Source organism: Xenorhabdus thuongxuanensis, assembly GCF_001908095.1.
GTDB lineage: Bacteria > Pseudomonadota > Gammaproteobacteria > Enterobacterales > Enterobacteriaceae > Xenorhabdus > Xenorhabdus thuongxuanensis.
Map to the genome: position 1 here is coordinate 1 of NZ_MKGR01000041.1, position 15574 is coordinate 15574.

29 protein-coding genes, 1 tRNA gene and 1 pseudogene are annotated in these 15574 nt (G+C 43.1%); 17 read left to right on the top strand and 14 right to left on the bottom strand.

The window, feature by feature from the left end; translation table 11 throughout:
* Window positions 1–96 precede the first annotated feature (96 nt).
* Entirely contained in the window at window positions 97–411 is a 315-nt protein-coding gene (locus tag Xentx_RS16860; RefSeq protein WP_244149896.1) for a phage holin, lambda family, read from the bottom strand.
* A gap of 163 nt (window positions 412–574) precedes the next feature.
* Here Xentx_RS16860 and Xentx_RS16865 point away from each other — a divergent pair, with 163 nt between their 5' ends.
* On the top strand, window positions 575–796 hold the full coding sequence (locus tag Xentx_RS16865; protein WP_038193254.1) for a hypothetical protein: 222 nt from the start codon (window positions 575–577) through the stop codon (window positions 794–796).
* A 4-nt stretch (window positions 797–800) separates the two neighbouring features.
* On the opposite strand, the gene Xentx_RS16870 is transcribed toward Xentx_RS16865, so the two are convergent.
* The 12 genes from Xentx_RS16870 to Xentx_RS16920 all read right to left on the bottom strand — a co-directional run bounded on the left by Xentx_RS16870 (window position 801) and on the right by Xentx_RS16920 (window position 7324).
* Complete coding sequence (locus Xentx_RS16870) at window positions 801–1118, bottom strand: hypothetical protein (RefSeq protein WP_167366775.1); 318 nt, start codon at window positions 1116–1118, stop codon at window positions 801–803.
* Window positions 1119–1244: 126 nt separating this feature from the next.
* Window positions 1245–1508, bottom strand: a complete 264-nt coding sequence (locus Xentx_RS16875; RefSeq protein ID WP_074021660.1) for a hypothetical protein — start codon at window positions 1506–1508, stop codon at window positions 1245–1247.
* 60 nt (window positions 1509–1568) lie between these two features.
* Window positions 1569–1644: transfer RNA gene (locus Xentx_RS16880), tRNA-Phe, on the bottom strand.
* A gap of 302 nt (window positions 1645–1946) precedes the next feature.
* Window positions 1947–2264, bottom strand: coding sequence for a hypothetical protein (locus Xentx_RS16885; RefSeq protein ID WP_074021662.1), 318 nt, complete (start codon window positions 2262–2264; stop codon window positions 1947–1949).
* A gap of 61 nt (window positions 2265–2325) precedes the next feature.
* The gene (locus Xentx_RS16890; RefSeq protein WP_074021663.1) at window positions 2326–2709 is read right to left on the bottom strand and encodes a YgiW/YdeI family stress tolerance OB fold protein; all 384 of its coding nucleotides are present in this window, start codon (window positions 2707–2709) and stop codon (window positions 2326–2328) included.
* A 170-nt stretch (window positions 2710–2879) separates the two neighbouring features.
* On the bottom strand, window positions 2880–3278 hold the full coding sequence (locus Xentx_RS16895; protein ID WP_074021665.1) for an antiterminator Q family protein: 399 nt from the start codon (window positions 3276–3278) through the stop codon (window positions 2880–2882).
* Entirely contained in the window at window positions 3278–4258 is a 981-nt protein-coding gene (locus tag Xentx_RS16900; RefSeq protein WP_074021667.1) for a DUF7146 domain-containing protein, read from the bottom strand. The genes Xentx_RS16895 and Xentx_RS16900 overlap by 1 nt, the downstream gene beginning before the upstream one ends.
* A complete protein-coding gene (locus tag Xentx_RS16905; RefSeq protein ID WP_074021668.1) occupies window positions 4255–5868 on the bottom strand; it encodes a DEAD/DEAH box helicase in 1614 nt (537 codons plus the stop codon). Before Xentx_RS16905 ends, Xentx_RS16900 begins: the two co-directional genes overlap by 4 nt.
* The gene (locus Xentx_RS19245) at window positions 5862–6032 is read right to left on the bottom strand and encodes a hypothetical protein (RefSeq protein WP_167366776.1); all 171 of its coding nucleotides are present in this window, start codon (window positions 6030–6032) and stop codon (window positions 5862–5864) included. Before Xentx_RS19245 ends, Xentx_RS16905 begins: the two co-directional genes overlap by 7 nt.
* A gap of 73 nt (window positions 6033–6105) precedes the next feature.
* Complete coding sequence (locus Xentx_RS16910) at window positions 6106–6480, bottom strand: hypothetical protein (protein ID WP_074021670.1); 375 nt, start codon at window positions 6478–6480, stop codon at window positions 6106–6108.
* A gap of 229 nt (window positions 6481–6709) precedes the next feature.
* Window positions 6710–7000, bottom strand: coding sequence for a hypothetical protein (locus Xentx_RS16915; protein ID WP_244149897.1), 291 nt, complete (start codon window positions 6998–7000; stop codon window positions 6710–6712).
* Window positions 7001–7087: 87 nt separating this feature from the next.
* Complete coding sequence (locus tag Xentx_RS16920; RefSeq protein ID WP_074021672.1) at window positions 7088–7324, bottom strand: transcriptional regulator; 237 nt, start codon at window positions 7322–7324, stop codon at window positions 7088–7090.
* Window positions 7325–7448: 124 nt separating this feature from the next.
* Between Xentx_RS16920 and Xentx_RS16925 the strand changes: the two genes are divergently transcribed.
* The 3 genes from Xentx_RS16925 to Xentx_RS16930 all read left to right on the top strand — a co-directional run bounded on the left by Xentx_RS16925 (window position 7449) and on the right by Xentx_RS16930 (window position 8887).
* Window positions 7449–8060 carry an XRE family transcriptional regulator gene (locus tag Xentx_RS16925; protein ID WP_074021674.1) on the top strand — a complete coding sequence of 204 codons (612 nt, stop codon included), beginning with the start codon at window positions 7449–7451 and terminating at the stop codon, window positions 8058–8060.
* Between the two features lie 306 nt (window positions 8061–8366).
* A complete protein-coding gene (locus tag Xentx_RS19250) occupies window positions 8367–8534 on the top strand; it encodes a hypothetical protein (protein WP_167366777.1) in 168 nt (55 codons plus the stop codon).
* A 62-nt stretch (window positions 8535–8596) separates the two neighbouring features.
* Window positions 8597–8887: a hypothetical protein gene (locus tag Xentx_RS16930; protein WP_074021675.1), complete on the top strand. Its 291-nt coding sequence runs from the start codon at window positions 8597–8599 to the stop codon at window positions 8885–8887.
* Between the two features lie 382 nt (window positions 8888–9269).
* Here Xentx_RS16930 and Xentx_RS20205 read toward each other — a convergent pair whose 3' ends face one another.
* On the bottom strand, window positions 9270–9731 hold the full coding sequence (locus Xentx_RS20205) for an ECs1072 family phage-associated protein (protein ID WP_074021676.1): 462 nt from the start codon (window positions 9729–9731) through the stop codon (window positions 9270–9272).
* Window positions 9732–9834: 103 nt separating this feature from the next.
* On the opposite strand from Xentx_RS20205, the gene Xentx_RS18630 reads away from it, so the two are divergent.
* From Xentx_RS18630 to Xentx_RS17010, 13 genes and pseudogenes are all read left to right on the top strand, one after another.
* Window positions 9835–10137 carry a carbon storage regulator gene (locus Xentx_RS18630; RefSeq protein WP_167366778.1) on the top strand — a complete coding sequence of 101 codons (303 nt, stop codon included), beginning with the start codon at window positions 9835–9837 and terminating at the stop codon, window positions 10135–10137.
* 17 nt (window positions 10138–10154) lie between these two features.
* On the top strand, window positions 10155–10529 hold the full coding sequence (locus Xentx_RS16950) for a hypothetical protein (RefSeq protein ID WP_074021678.1): 375 nt from the start codon (window positions 10155–10157) through the stop codon (window positions 10527–10529).
* Entirely contained in the window at window positions 10526–10870 is a 345-nt protein-coding gene (locus Xentx_RS16955) for a hypothetical protein (RefSeq protein WP_074021679.1), read from the top strand. Before Xentx_RS16950 ends, Xentx_RS16955 begins: the two co-directional genes overlap by 4 nt.
* The gene (locus Xentx_RS16960; RefSeq protein WP_074021681.1) at window positions 10867–11277 is read left to right on the top strand and encodes a hypothetical protein; all 411 of its coding nucleotides are present in this window, start codon (window positions 10867–10869) and stop codon (window positions 11275–11277) included. Before Xentx_RS16955 ends, Xentx_RS16960 begins: the two co-directional genes overlap by 4 nt.
* Window positions 11278–11366: 89 nt before the next feature.
* On the top strand, window positions 11367–11648 hold the full coding sequence (locus Xentx_RS16965) for an ANR family transcriptional regulator (RefSeq protein WP_074021682.1): 282 nt from the start codon (window positions 11367–11369) through the stop codon (window positions 11646–11648).
* On the top strand, window positions 11635–11823 hold the full coding sequence (locus tag Xentx_RS16970; protein ID WP_074021684.1) for a PerC family transcriptional regulator: 189 nt from the start codon (window positions 11635–11637) through the stop codon (window positions 11821–11823). The genes Xentx_RS16965 and Xentx_RS16970 overlap by 14 nt, the downstream gene beginning before the upstream one ends.
* Window positions 11823–12314, top strand: a complete 492-nt coding sequence (locus Xentx_RS16975; RefSeq protein WP_074021685.1) for a hypothetical protein — start codon at window positions 11823–11825, stop codon at window positions 12312–12314. Before Xentx_RS16970 ends, Xentx_RS16975 begins: the two co-directional genes overlap by 1 nt.
* Window positions 12315–12325: 11 nt before the next feature.
* A complete protein-coding gene (locus tag Xentx_RS16980) occupies window positions 12326–13189 on the top strand; it encodes an ORF6N domain-containing protein (protein ID WP_074021687.1) in 864 nt (287 codons plus the stop codon).
* A complete protein-coding gene (locus Xentx_RS16985) occupies window positions 13186–13800 on the top strand; it encodes a beta clamp domain-containing protein (protein WP_074021688.1) in 615 nt (204 codons plus the stop codon). Before Xentx_RS16980 ends, Xentx_RS16985 begins: the two co-directional genes overlap by 4 nt.
* Window positions 13801–14015: 215 nt before the next feature.
* Window positions 14016–14364: pseudogene (locus Xentx_RS20210) on the top strand (KilA-N domain-containing protein); the annotation flags it as partial.
* Between the two features lie 235 nt (window positions 14365–14599).
* A complete protein-coding gene (locus Xentx_RS17000) occupies window positions 14600–14911 on the top strand; it encodes a hypothetical protein (protein ID WP_074021693.1) in 312 nt (103 codons plus the stop codon).
* On the top strand, window positions 14908–15108 hold the full coding sequence (locus Xentx_RS17005; RefSeq protein WP_074021694.1) for a hypothetical protein: 201 nt from the start codon (window positions 14908–14910) through the stop codon (window positions 15106–15108). Before Xentx_RS17000 ends, Xentx_RS17005 begins: the two co-directional genes overlap by 4 nt.
* On the top strand, window positions 15098–15415 hold the full coding sequence (locus Xentx_RS17010) for a hypothetical protein (RefSeq protein ID WP_074021696.1): 318 nt from the start codon (window positions 15098–15100) through the stop codon (window positions 15413–15415). The genes Xentx_RS17005 and Xentx_RS17010 overlap by 11 nt, the downstream gene beginning before the upstream one ends.
* The last annotated feature ends 159 nt before the right edge of the window (window positions 15416–15574 follow it).

Below are 15574 nucleotides of genomic sequence, written 5' to 3' on the forward strand. Positions count from 1 at the left end.
GCTTGTCTTTGTATGCCAATACTCTCTTTCGAAAATCTAAGCTGTAACCCATCTCATTTTATGCCTTGTCATCTTAGGTTTAGATATTATGTCATATTAATATGATTTAGCTATAATCACCCGAATAGCAAACTCACGTAGCTTCTCAACACCAATAAACCCAATGGCACCCCCGATAGCGGGTGCAAAATTGGCAGGAATACCAAACATCTCTAATCCGCTGGATACGCTCCATGACAGCGCACCACAGAGCAGAGCCTCGACCCAGCGGTTCTTTCGTTCCACGCCGTCATAAATCAGGCGCCCGTAACAAATTAATGCCGCCAAAACAGAGCCGGATATTTGCGGCCATGAGTTTTTCAGGCCGTTTAATATGTCAGCCCATAAATCAGGATTTTCTTTCATCTTCATATTCCACCCCATCTGAGCAATGGGCGTCCGTGGGGTGAACGATGGTTACCCCTGTGAGTTAGTTAAAAGTAATGGGTTAATAGTTAAGGTAAGCTGTTAGATCAGCCAAAGATTAACCAACAATTGGAGGGATGGCTGATTACCTCCGAACAAAGGAAAAAATATGATTGTCATTGGCGGGCATAGAATGTCACCAGAACAAAATTTTCTTTATGACAAGTCCCAATTAAGCTATGAATTAACTGTTGCAATAATTGAATTTCTTATCTCAGAATCCGCTAATCCAGAAGAGACAAAGAAGAAGTTAGAAAAGATGGTATTAAAACACGTCTCAAGCCACGCAAGGGGACATGCTGGCAAGGACTTAATCAACCTTCTGAAATAGCAAATCAAGGTGCAAGTGATTGCACCTTATTAATATGATTCACAAATTCTAACGACTTACTTTTAGCCCACTCTGTTGCTCTGAGTTCAAAATCTGAAAACGTCGATCTTTCATCATAGTCTTCGACATAAAATAATTTTACATGAGGCGTTTCATAAAAAAGGACTTCATCTTCTTTTTGCAGGCAAACATAAACATCGGCTTCTAGTGTTGCCACTCGTTTAGAAGAAAAAGACAATATGCTTTGCTGTTTCATGCCATCATTATTTTTAAGTTCCAATCTCGAATTCACTTTAGGGAAATTTACTATAATCTTCATCATTCACCTCGTTAGCGAGTTAATAGGTTGCCAGCCGCAATAGGAGAGACTGAGGTTCTGGGGGTGATTGCGGTGGCAAATTGGGCAATAATCAATTTCGAGCGCCCAGATATAGACGCTCTGTATTGGTTATTGTATGGGGCCAGCTACAAATCCATGCTGACCTCGACATACTGTGCGAACCGTGTCACCTGTCAGCGTGGTGATGTAGGCCTGATCTGTCTTCTTGATCTCGTGATTAATCAAATTGCCGTTCTGGGTATGTTCGACACGGGCAATAACGCCCCCAGCGACACCTTTCGGGTAAAACTCCAGACGGTACATGTCTCCCAAGATCCATGACTCTTCTACTGAACGACCATTTTTTTCTGTGATTAGCTTTAGTGCGTACATGGGTAATTTCCTCATTGCGTAGGTAACAAAAAAGGCCACTGAGTGACCTTCGATATAATTTGGTGGAACCTCTCGGAATCGAACCGAGTCCTGATGCTCTTCAGGCATCCGCGCGAACCCTCTACGCCAAAGTTCCAGATACAAAAAAAAGCTACGCCATGCGCAGCCTTGAATAATGAGCCGTTCGGAATTCCGAACTATTTGAATTTGTTCCGATGCCGGAATTCCGATAACGGGGATTTTGAACTACTGTATTTTTTGCAGGAGTTGAATAAAACCATCGAATTCATCTTTCATGAGGGTGTTCTCTATATTAATTCGAGGTGTTGCTACAATACCGTCATCCAGACGGCAGCCTGAGTGGACGCGCCTTAAGCAGGTCTTCAAGTCCCTAAAAGGGAAACAAGGGTATTCTCTGAATTGAAGTTAGTGCTGAACTTATTTACCGTTCGGCTTCTCTCTTGCCGCCCAATAACGATCATGTTCTTCCGATGTGGCCTTTTGGTCTTCGAATGCATCACCAATTTTCAGTCCATCAGGTAAAAGCGCCCAAGCAACATAAAAATACCGAGGCTCAAATTCTTCCCCTATCCACCGATATATGCCTGAGTATTCGCCTTCATCCCAAAACGTGACATAGCCAATATGCCAGCCATCGCAAGGATTTAAAACCAGTACCTCTTTACCATTCATATCAAAGGTAGGTTGCTCAGAGGCAGAACGAATAACTAAAGACTCTGTGATTGGTGTAGACATTTATCCCCCTCCAGAAAACAAAAAGCCCCGCGAGTGCGAGGCTGTATTCAAAGCACCTGTATTATTTCACAACACGGATCGTTTTGGCATCAATCTCAATACTGGTCCAGTCTCTATCCACTTCACCTTCGATACGAACTTTATCGGTCGGCGTGACCGTCTGACCCAGCCAAATTTTGTCATCAATGTCAACATAAACAGAGCCGGAGTTATCCTTGAACTCATAGAGTTCGTGCCCAACCTGTTTAACAATATTACCTTCCAGAACAACCCATGAGTCATCATGAAGGGATTTTGCTTTAACAACGTTGGTCAGGTCGAAAGTTGGCCCCTTAAATCCACCCTGAGAATAGCCGGCGCCGTCTGGGGAAACAAAACCGCCCTGCTGCGCTAAAGCACCAGAAGAGAGGAGGCTGAGAATAATAGCACTCAGTGTTTTTTTCATGATTTTCTCTTTGATTGTGTGTAGGCAAAAAACCCCGCCGAAGCGAGGTAAAATGTCTGAAATAAATAAACCAGTAATAACGCTATATCACTGTTTCTCGTCTATCGAGAAAAGCCAATAAGCTACGTGACATAGCTATCACTCTTATCACAATATATCGACTTTTGTAATTACGCAACCTGATTGACGACTTTTTTTTGTACGCCTTTATCAAATTCCAAAATAACCCCGGAAACCGCCAAAACGCCTTCAATAAATCCCTCGGCCGCCTGTAATCTTTTGGCAACTTCGTTATGGGATATGCCTAATTTATTGCCCATCATCCTTAATGGCAGTGCCTTAATGTAGTGCATCACGATCAGTTGAAAATAATAAGCGTTGTGCTTCTTCAATCGCAAAACAGCCGCATCAATCGCTATCCCGTCATCATCACAACATTGTGCACGGCTCTTTCGGGTACTGGCCGTCAACCCTTTGAACCCCGCCGCAATGGGTGACCAATCAACATCACTACTCCCTTCGTTAGCCCATGCGCCCCATTGGCTGAGTGTCATCCGCATATCACGCATTATGCTGTCTCCGCTGTCTTTTTCACAAATACCCTTTCTCTGGCTTGGCAACCTTGTTGTAGCAAGTCGTTAAAATCCCCCATATCGGGGTATCTGACGCTCACCTTTTCAATATCGTTGTTAGCCAGTAAATTCTTATTGGCACATATATATGCAGCCGCTTCTCCTGTAGCGCTCCAGTCGTTATCTGCGAAGATAATTAAATGCTTAACTCCCCTGGGAACCAGAAAGCGCTCCATAAACCCCGCGTTCACCACTGACCACGTATTCACCCCGTAGATTTGCTTACAGGACAACGCGGTCTCGATGCCCTCAGCAATCCCCAATGTCGAATCAACAGGAAACATACGTATCGCGGGCGACTGAGCATGGTCGCGATAGCTATCTTCCTGCATGGCATCCAGTTTCTTTTGCGGGGTAATATCGGCCTTTCTATCGCCATCAAGGTAGGTGCGGTGCAGATAACACAGCGTACCTTTAGCATCCGTCACCAATGACCAGATAGCCTGTAGCTTCCCGTTACGGACAGGCTGTTCGGCGCAGTACTTCACATTGTCGGCGGGTAGAACATGAATACCCCGATTTCGCAGGTAGGCTTCGCCCTGCGTGCCTTTCAGATTGGATAAGTTGGTGGCATAGCAGGCGGTCACTCTGTTTCTGAATGTGGTGATATTGGTCTCTTTTTTCACCACACTGCGCTTATCCGACTGGATACCCAATAGCAGATCAATCTCATCGGCCAGCGCCTTATACTCTTTCCCCTGCGTCAAGGTGAGTAACTTCCAGCCATCCCCTGCGTTACAGGTGCAGATGAACGTTCCCCTGCCATCCCGATCATCAATACGAAACTTACCTTTTCGCCCACATATCGGGCATTTCCCTTTAAAATGATGCTTGCCTGTCACAGGCGGCAATTTGTAATAAGCGAAGATCTCAGGCCAGCGGCCAATAACGGCATCGGCGGTTTTTATTCTGTTCATCGTGTTTCTCCCTGTCGCATACCAAAGCGTTCACGGATATCGCTGACCCGGCGTTGAGCAACCTCAAGGCGCATTTCCTGCTGTTCGTGGCGGGACTGCTGTGTTTGTTCCGCTTTCTTGCGGGATTTCGCCCACGCAATCTGTTTATGTTTAATGAAATTATTCACTTCGGGTGTCAGCTCCTGTGGGGTGTCGTGGAACCCACGAGGCCAGACGCCGAACTTGTCTTTAAAGGTGTTGGATACCCAGCCATCACTGATCGCCTTGCCCTGTGAGGCTCGCTGGTTCTGGTAGTACTTTAATTGTGAGTAGAAGCTCTGCTTTTCGGCCTGCGTGTAAACACGTTCTTTCTTGCTGAGTTTTTTGATGGTACGACTGGTGTCTACCTCAATATCTTCACCTGACAATGGCTTGAAGTCGCATTTCGGGCAGACATAAACGCCCGCGGGTTTCATGTAATGACAAGAGGGGCATTCTTTAGGTAACTTCTCGCGTTTCTCCTGCTCACGGTAGCTATCACGGGTTTTCATGCCATCGTTTTTATTGGGCAGTTCGTCATACTCGATATCATCGGGGTAACCGAGGCGATGAACCGTGCCGGAGTGATCAAGAATGATGCACCTGTCCTTACCCTTAGCGATACGCAAGCCCCTACCGAGTGTTTGAAGCCATCTAATTTCTGACTTGGTGGGACGGGCATAAATGATGCACCGGACATCACTGTCAAAACCCGCCACCAGCACGCCCACATTGACGATAATTTTCGTTGCACCCTGCTCAAACCGATGGATAATCAGATCTCTTTCTTCGGGCGGCGTACTGGCAGTCATGACTTCCGCGTTAACCCCAGCGCGATTGAATTCGACCGTGATAAAATTGGCATGGCTGACATTGACGCAAAAGCAAATCGTGGGTTGGTTCTCGCCCAATTTCAGCCAGCTACTAACGATGTCACCGACCAAATCAGCCCCGCACATGATTTCGGCTATCTCATCTTCCTTGTAGTCACTACCGTACTCAGCACTTTGAGTGGATTTCACCCCGGTTAAATCAGGCTTGGTGGGTGCATAGAACTCATAACTACTCAGATCACCACGCTGGATTAACTCTTTTATCGTGGTCGGCTTAATCAGCTTCTGGTAGTAGTGACCGAGGAACGGTGCAAACGGTGTGCCTGATAACCCAATCACCGGCATCTCACCATCACGGATAATTTCCAGCATTCGCTTACGGCGCAGGTGTGCTTCGTCAATGATCAACAGATCGATATTGTCAGGAAACTCACGGCGAATGATGGTATCGGCCGAAGCAATCTGGATTAATCGGGTCGGGTCATAGTTCGGATGGTCACGCCACACATAACTGATTTCGTGCTCTGGCAAACCATACTCAATAAAGCGGGTTGCTGTTTGGTCTACGAGGATCGTATACGGCACACAGAACATGACACGCATTCCACGGGATACATAACCATCAGTAACGAAAGCCGCCAGCCCTGTTTTACCTGAACCCGTGGGGCTGTACACCATGAAAGTACGGTGCTGCTTCCAGTCCTGACGCAACATGTTTAAAGCGCGTTCCTGTGCAAAATTGGGGGTAATTTCTAGCATGATGTTACTCCCTTTATTTTTCTGAGTTGCTGTGCCATAATCCGCGCAGGTAATCGAGCCTCAGATACTCTGATTCCTGCCGCAAGAACCTGAGCAGTTGCACCCTGCAAAGTTTGGCTGTTCGGTTTCTTGCACCCTCTTACACTTCCATTCTTCGTTAACATTGATACCCTCACTTGAATAATTTCCACTGCCAGAGCACAACCTTTCCTAACTTCTGTGACTTCTCAGCCCTTGCTAGCACCTGAACTTGGTGGCACGGATCACATCAACCCCGTTCACGCAATAACGCAGAGGTTGTTTGCCATCTTTGAGCAGCACGAAGCCGGATATGCCAGTGGGCAGCTCGCTTAATTTCAACAGTGATCGTTTACGCGGTGATCGGTTGTCAGCCTCGATAGCGCATTTCGCCCCTACGTGAGTGGTCACCATGTAATCGACGCGACCATTTCGGCCATCGCTTAATCCGGTCACGGTGAAATTCTTTTGCAGGAACCAACCTTGCTCACGGATCTTTGCGGTGAGTACCGCTTCAAAGTTCTGCATGTCGGCGACAGTGAGAAATTGCTCTTCCAGCAAGGTGATTAATTTTTCTTTCAGTTCTGTGCTCATTTTTGTTTCCTCAATGGTTATTTTGTATCACTTCGGTAGTACGGCGATTTTTGAAACCCTATTAGTGCACTTAATTAACTTATGTACTCCCTACTGAGATCTATTTAAGTAATGTGTTCTTACTTGGCTGTGCTTTACCTTACTGAACTCTCCAAACCCCCCTTACCCCCCTGGTTCTCTTCTCTATTCGTGTACTAGCAAAGTGATACATGTGAACCCCTAAATTTGATCACGGGTTAACCACCTTCAACGGCTCCGATGTATAACCCTGTGCCGCTCTCTCATACTTGACGACAAATTCCCTGAGCCGGATGTTGGCAGCTCGTCGTGCTGCGTTGTCTTTGCGGTATGAAACGGGTTCCTCATCCCATGCCGCCTGATACACTTCTGAATACTTGGCAGTTATCTTTGCCCGTGTGCTAACCCGTAGTTTCCCCAGCATTTCCTGAATCCATGCGCCATCGTCTGGGTAGAAATGCGATGGCATGGTCACTTTGATGTAGTCAGGAAAGTGCCCCATAACTAAATCCCGATCACAGACAACAACCACACGCCCCAGATCGGAATGACCACCAGCGCCAGTACATAAACAACCACCAGCTGAATGTTATTCATGACCTGCCTCCGTGGGTGGTGGAAACACTTTAGGCAGATCAGGGCGTAGTTCGTGGGCTTGGATGGCACCGTTTGAAAACGCCACAATGTCAGGAACCAAAGAGACCGAAACTCTCTTTTTTTTGTGTAACCATGAACTTATAAGCGATTGCCTACACCCCAAGATTTCGGCTAGCCTCGTTTGGCTGCCCGCAATTTTTATTATTTTTTCTATTGCTACGTTCTTCATTTATCCCTCCGTTAGCTCTACAGTGATAATATTATCACTTTAAATATAAATCAATCACTATGGATATATTTGTAAAGCTATCACTTTGGAGATAGAATTAGTTAAAAAAGTAAACGAGGTAGCTATGACTCTTGCAGATAGACTGAAAGAAGCCATGAAAGAGAAAGGACTCACTCAATCAGCCCTTGCCAGGGAAGCTGATTTAGCTCAATCCATGATATGGAAATTACTCTCAGGAAAATCCGCCAAAACAAGTAAATTGGTGGATATAGCAAAGGTTCTGGGGGTTCGCCCTGAATGGCTTAGTGATGGAAGCGGTGCCAAATATCAAACAGACGGTTCTGATGTGGTCATTATGCATTCTAACCATTCAGTGCCAGTAAAGATCTATGATGAAGAGCAAGAAACAAACGAGGCATTCATGGTGCCCGTGCTTTCGGAATCACTAACTAACTTTGACTCATGTCGGGCTTACAGGATCACTCAAAATACTGGCTGCACTGAGGCACCAGAAGGGACATTAATTGTTGTTGATAAATCAGAGAAGGCCGCCAATGACGATCTAATTTATGCGCGCATAGGAAAAAATTATTCTGTTTATCGCTATGTAAAAGGTGGTTCTACGGATTTTTTATCTGTTGATGACTCCAGAGTTCCACTAATTCCCATGTCGGCTGACGTTGAATTAGTTGGAGTTATTATATATTTATTTCGTGAAATGAAACGAAGACGATAATTACCATCCTCAACTTCAATCGTCCTTGCATAGCCTCCTGGGTTCACTCGAAACACTTCCAAATCATCCCCCCTTTCGTCTAAAGCACTGTTTTTACATACAGTGCTTTAAATCTTACTTAAATTCACGTAATTATCAAGGCAAAAAACAATTTATCTATCATTGAATTAAATCCATTCAATTTCAATAGCATAATAGAAAAAATAAATTTTTATCACCATAGGTATAGACTAACTAAATCTATAGTGATAATGTTATTTACAGCAAGGTGATAAGATTAATCACCAAGAGTTAAAGGAGGTTTCAATGAAAACATTTATCTTCGCAGCCATTGAGCGTTCTAACATGAAACAAACGCGTCCTGCATGTGTTAGGGCTCAGGCGAGTGACAGGGAAGAAGCAAAAAGGTTGTTAGCACCCGTATATGTCATTTACGGATGGATGGGACAAATTGTTGACCGTAACTCTGGTTAATTTCTAACAAGAAAATTGGAATCAGTGGATATCATAATTTAAATAAAAAAGAGCCTTATTCTATGGATATAAAAAATAAAAGTGAATTCAAAAAACACATACTTATCACTTATATGGCAAATCAAAAACATGAAGAACCAATTCCCAATTATTCTCTAGAGGTATTCCAAGACTGTGTTTATGTACTTTACAAAAGAAATGGAAGATATATGTATCTAGTTGATGTCTTCTTATCTTATGAAGATGCCAATAAACAAGCCAAAGAAATATTAGATCTAAAATATAAACTTAAAAATAACGTAAAGTGGAAAATTGATAATCCGAAAAAATTAACTGAGGTCAATCATGAATAACAAAACAAACACGCCCCATATGTGTTAAAGCTCAAGCACGCGATGAACAAGAGGCAAAAAGGTTGTTAGCACCCGTATATGTCATTTACGGATGGATGGGACAAATAGTTAATTGTAACCAAGATAAATAATATTAATTTTGAGGGGATAAAAATGAAAAAATCAGTAACTAATATCAATAATACTTTGGTGACTGAGATAAACAATAACCAAATTAAAGGGCAGCAATCGCTACCCTGTGGCGATAAGCCTTTTATTTACGCAGCTAATTTAAATCTTTATGAACTTATTGCATGGCTTCAAAATGAACTTAATACACTTAATAACCGTGAAAGAACGCTTTGTATTATATCAAAAGCAGTCGATTCACTGGAGCTTGAAATTAATTCTCTTGTTGCTCGTCAGCCTTTTTCAGAGTCTGTTCACCTGAGCCAAGAATCCAATTTACTTTTAGATTCCAATCAATGCCAGATGCGTCTTTGTTCAGCTTTAAACCATTTACGTAGCTTTGGGCTTTCTGAGGTAGATTTTCCGGGGCAAGGTCTTTCAGAAGAGCAAAGACAATCCATTCGAGCGGATTGGTTTCCAGTTCCCGAAGAGAAACTTGATACCGAGTAAACAGTAAATGTTTAAGAGCCTTATCACCTCTTAGCGGCTCAAATATTGTTGCATGCTGTTTTCGGTATTCATAGCTAACTATTTCAAGCAATAAAATTAAATAAGAATGTATTCTGGCGCTATCAGGATCACCTTTGGAAATTATGTTTTGGCTGGTGTAGCTGGCGCCATACGAAGGGAAAATAGCTTTTTGAATCTCTATAAATAAGTTCGAATAAACAGACATAAATAAATACCTTCTTGGCTGTTGTAGGGGGCTACCAAGAGTACCACCACCTTAAAGGTAAGATAAAAAGGTAAATCAGCATAATATGATCAAGGAGACAAAAATGTTAACCCTAGCTCGCCGTCCACAAGAAAAAATCATGATAGGTGATGATATCGTAATAACAGTATTCAGCAAGAATATAATGAGGCAGAGTGATATGAAAACAAAAATATCAGTTGGTGATAAATCTTACTTAGAGAATGCATTGGAAATTAATGAAGAAATGCAGGCTTTATTAGCGCCATTATTAAAATTAGCTGAGGAAGATATAGATACCGATGCTTATTTAAAGTTACGAGCCGCGCATAGGTTGTCAATGTGTCAGTATCGTGACCTGAATGCATTAAACAATAACTTCGAATAAATATATCAGGGTGAAATATGAATAACAATCTAAAAACAGTCGTCGAAATTGCAGAAGAAATTGAGGCATCAATATTTCCTGTACTCACTGCAACTCAAAATGAAGCCGCACCTGATACTTATTTAATGTGCCGTGGTGTGCATCGTCAATCAAAGGTATTAGCTGAAAAATTAAGGGAAGCAAACGAGGGGGATAAAGAAAGTAATAATATCAAATTAGATATTGAATTAGAGTTAGCTAAGAATGCAATCGAAAAACTAAGATCATTATTGAGCGCAATGATTGATGTCCGTGGAGATGATGACGACGCAAATTTACTTCTTATTGCGATAGATTTAGCCTTTGATGCCGGAAAAGAAATAGCACGAGTCAGAGGAGTTGAATATCAATGAATAATATCTACAAACATGTTCGTGTCAGTAATGAACGCATAACAGAAATGATTGATAGTGATTTACAGTTCTTAATGTCTTCAAGTGATGATGTAATAGATGGTTTAACAAAAGGCATGACATCTATTGGTAATTTAGTACAAGCGGCAATTAACAGCGAAGAATATTCACAAGATGATGCAATGACTGACCTTGGTAAGATATCGCATTTATTAACCATATTGCCACTTATTGTTAAAGCTGAATATGAAAACTATGTAACAGCAAGCTGTGAAAAAAATCGCAGACGAAAAATTAAAAAAGAAGCGAAAATAATCCAATCAATAAGGAATAACCAATGACAACCCTAAAACCTATCGAAATCGCCACAGGCCAAGATATTACTATTGAACTACGTGAAGTCTATGTCGTTCGTGGCGCTAACAAGGCTTATCTAACTGAGAGCGGCGCACTAAATAAATTAGCTTACGTTCGAGCTCAAAGACAGTTTGACGAGGAAGACAGGTCAAGTAACTTCCCTGCCATAAAAGTTAAACAGGAAGACGGAACCACTAAGTTACGTCGTGGCAAAATGCGCCCTGAATTCATAGAACGTCACGCTCAGGTACTGGAGGAACTGAAAGCCGATGTCAGGCGAGAAAGGGAAAGAATAGTCCTACAGAAAAAGTATTCAAAAGCAATGAATGAAATTAATTCATTACATGAAAAGATATCTGAGTTAGAAATACAAATAGCCGAATTAGAATAATAAAAACAACAAAACAAATTTAATTACAGCGCCATCGCTGGGGAATCGATCACGCTGAATTCAGACTGATTATAAATAAGGAGTTAGGAATGAAAGATGTAAGTTATATAGCAGTAGCAAATAAAGCAATCCAAAAAGAGAAAGAAGAAAAGTACGATCTGGCGGCCGAATATTGGGGGAAGGCTAAAAATTTAGCCACCAATTTAAAGAATCAACTCTGGACTGAATATCGCCAAGAGCATAACGAAAAAAGACATTCATTACATCATAGCCATAGTACAGCATTAAGAAACCAAAAAGAAAATGGGCGAATGTACGCTGCATTAAAAAGGCACATGAAAAAACAGGCGGTGAATAATGACAGTATATGAACAAGCAATACAAAAAGCCAAAGAATTAGAAAGCCAGAATTTATTTCGTCGCGCTGCTGATAAATGGGGTAAGGCGCTTTCATTATCTCAGGATAGAAAACAAGAAAAAGAGTGCACCAAGAATAATTTGCGCTGCGTTCGGAAAGTACAAGTGACTGTTCGGGAGAGATGGTAATGAGTAATAAAAATATGACAATAAAAGAAGTTATCGAGTATTTAAAAGAAAATAATAAAGGTTGTCCGGCTTGTCTTCTAGATGAAGAAAGAGCAATAACCAATTACCCGCCATTAACCGATGCAGAAAAAATGGAATGTGCAGAGTATATGGTGAAAAGACAGAGAACCCTTATTGCTAAGGAATACTTAGTTTCATGCTACGAGCGATTTGGTTTAAACACAAACGGTAGCTTTATATTCATTCACGAAAATTGCGGTGTTGAATTAGATGCCGATGCTATTGAAACACTGCTTATTCACCAAATCGAAAAAACGATTCTAGAGGTTAACCCAATCGAAAAATATATCGCCTTATGGCGTTTCTACCTCGGTAATGAGGTTAACGAAAAAGAAAACAGTAGTACATGGATGCGTGATTTTATCGATGAAGTGTTTATCGGTGGATTCAAGTTATTTACTGCTGAACCAGCATCACCAACTGCACATTGAGAGACAAAATAATGACCAAGAAAAATGAATTAGTTCCAGTATCTGCCAAAGAATTACAGATTGTTGAGTATCGCGGTCAGCGTGTTGTGACTACCGAACAATTAGCTGCGGGGTATGGTGCGACAGAAAAAATGATATCCAATAATTTTGCCAGAAATGAAGAGCGCTTTATTGAAGGTAAACATTTCTATTTAGTCAAGGGCGATGAATTACAAGAACTTAAGAGGTTACCCTCTTTAAGAGGGTTGGTTAGTAAATACACAAGTCAATTCATCCTCTGGACAGAACGCGGCGCGGCGAACCACTCCAAGATGCTAGAAACCGACCAGGCTTGGAATTACTTTGACGATCTGACTGAGTTCTACTTCACTCGTCGCGACAGCATCACAACGGAAGCTGAGTTACTCAGTAATCCCGCGAAGCTACGTTCAATGCTGTCTGTGTATGCCGAGAACGTCGAGCGTCTTGAGGGTGAAAATAAAACCCTGAGTGCCACCGTGGACAGTCTGGAAAAGCACTTTACCAAAGGTATAACTATCCCCGCCTTCTGTAAGGGTTTGAATGGTGTGAATACCACCAAAATCATGTGGTGGGCAATGGAGCGCAATTGGCTCTACAACGAACAGAAAGACCCAGAGAAAAAGCCGCGCTGGCGTGTCGCTTCTTATGCCCGTGATCGCTATCTCACCGAAGACGAAAACGAAATAAAGCCTCATGGACAAGATCCCTTTATCACCCGCACCGCCGTGTTGCTGGAAAAAGGCTGCCATCGCCTCTATGCCCTGTACATGAAAGGTGAGCTTCCCATGAAGAAATCATGGAACGGCGAATACCAACACGACAAAGCAGTTTATACACCGGAGGTTAAGTCATGATCATTGATACCAATTTATTACGCGCTGCCTTGGTTTGTGTAGCCAAAGATGAGCAGGCAGAAAAACACCCCGGATTAACCGGGGTACATATCACCCGGCAACATATTGAAGCCACAAACGGGCACGTACTGGTTCGCATGGAACTTAAGGAGGAGAGCGGCACTTTCTTTGATGATAATGAGCCTACTGACATCGATCTGATTATCCGGTTCTGCGGCGGTATCCCAGAGAAGGCCTGTTTCACTGAAATCCAATTCGATGATGCAACAAGAGCCTTTCATTTGGATGAAGATAATAAAACTTTTAGCTTTACTCGCCTGGAGGTAATCAAGGGGCGCTTCCCTGACCTGGATAAAACCATCCCGATAGAGAAGCAAAATGTAGCGCCACACCTTCGCCTTGAGTATCTGGCTTACCCATATTTGATGTTTCGCAACGGCGTTGTACTTATAGAATCCTCCGGCATGGAAACACCCTGTCGATTCCGGTTTAGTCCTCTCACAAACAAACTTTACGGCAATCCTATTTTTGTAGTTCAGCCACTTTATGAAAATGCCTTCGAGCTTGCCGAGCAAATAGTGAGAGAAGTGGAGGCAGGTCGTGACAAATAAGCACCGCCAGATGGTGGACATTAACGACGAACTGGTCAGAACGGTAGTCCACATCGACGACGGCAGGGATTACACCAAGCGGCATATCCACCGCATGAGACGTAATCAGCATATTCACGAGGGCATCTGCCCCCCTCTGCCACCCGCACCCAAAGTGGCAGAAATAAAGATAACACCAATAAAGAAAGGTAACAGCGTAAGACGGGGTAAAAAATATGAAAGGTAAATTACTACCTGTGGTTGTCGGTGTTGAGATTCCTCTTGATGAGTTCGGGCGTTACAACCTGAACACATTACATAAGGCCAGTGGCGAAGGTAAGAGCAAAGCGCCTAACAAATGGTTGGAAACCAAGCAAGCCAAAGAACTTATTAGGCAACTCGAAGCTAAGTTATTGAAAACGTTCCAGACCCCGAATTCGGGGTCTGCTCATAAAGTAATCAATGTTATCAATGGGGGAATGTCACCCGGCACATTCGCTCATGAGCTGATAGCGGTTTCTTACGCGGGATGGATTCGGCCGGATTTTCAGCTTGATGTGAACCAGGCATTTATCGATTTCAAATCGGGAAATTCAGGCATCGGGATTAATGCCCTTCCTTCTCTCGATCACATGGTTGGAAGATTTGATGAGTTACGCCACCAGCTCGCACGGGATGAAAAGAACGAAGCGGAACTGCTTTCTATGTGCAGCCAAATCATGAACGCACGAAAAAAGACCAAAGGGAAGCGCCAGAAAATGATTAGCGCACTGGAAGAAGCAGGCCAGATGGCTATCGACCTTAATAGCGGAGAAGAGCAATGATCAGCATCGATAACGCACAGAATGAAATGGGTTTATCCGGTCATATTGACGACGGGCGCGAGTGGGTTGATTGGTTATTGAAGAAGGTGGAGGAACAACAGCCAGAATTGCAATTACCAGAGCATATTTTATGTCCTACTGCTCCAGAATATATATGGCTACAGACCGATCCCGAACCAGAAGAAGAAGGTAGGCCTGTGTATCCAGATAACGGAGTTGAAATTACATGGTGCTCCGACTGGATAAACCCAACAGACACTCTTTATGTCAGGGCAGACCTAATTAACAGAGTGAGGAGAACAAGATGAGTAAAAGCCTAATGGATACCGCCACTCTGTGGGAAATAACCAAGCATTTACTCCGCGAAGAGTACGGTAACAGCGTGAGAATAACTATCACCGAGCTGGATAATATGATCGATAAAACCATTCATTCTGCCATACATATTGCTCAAATGGTCGGCTATGAACTTAAGCAGAAGGGAGAAGGCAGCGGTGATCAATAACTCATTCCACCTCACTCAAATCATCGCCTCAGTCTGGGGCGATCCTGCTGATATCACCGATGCAGTATGGCAAGCAGGATACCGTAAGCCAGAGCGGGGAGAAAAGGAAATCGCTGAGCTGATTATTGACGTGATGAACGGGGTGCCCGATGAGGTGCCCTACTCTGAAAGGCCAAGGAGTTTGGAGGATATTCTCACTACGGAGCTGTATACCATCATTTTTGAAGGGGCATGGAGTGACACGGTAACGCCTGCAAAAGTAGCTAAAACAATTTTGAAGAACGGGTATCATAAAGAGGTTAAGTGATGGCAGAATCAGATTATATAACCACTAGCGAACTAGCCAAAAAGTTACGAGTAAAGCCTAAGAGCCCATTCGGAATCTTTTTTGAACGTAATTGTTTTTCCTGTATTCTGTCCGCCCAAATAAGATAAGTGCCTATATAAGTGACCTGCTGGAATGAGA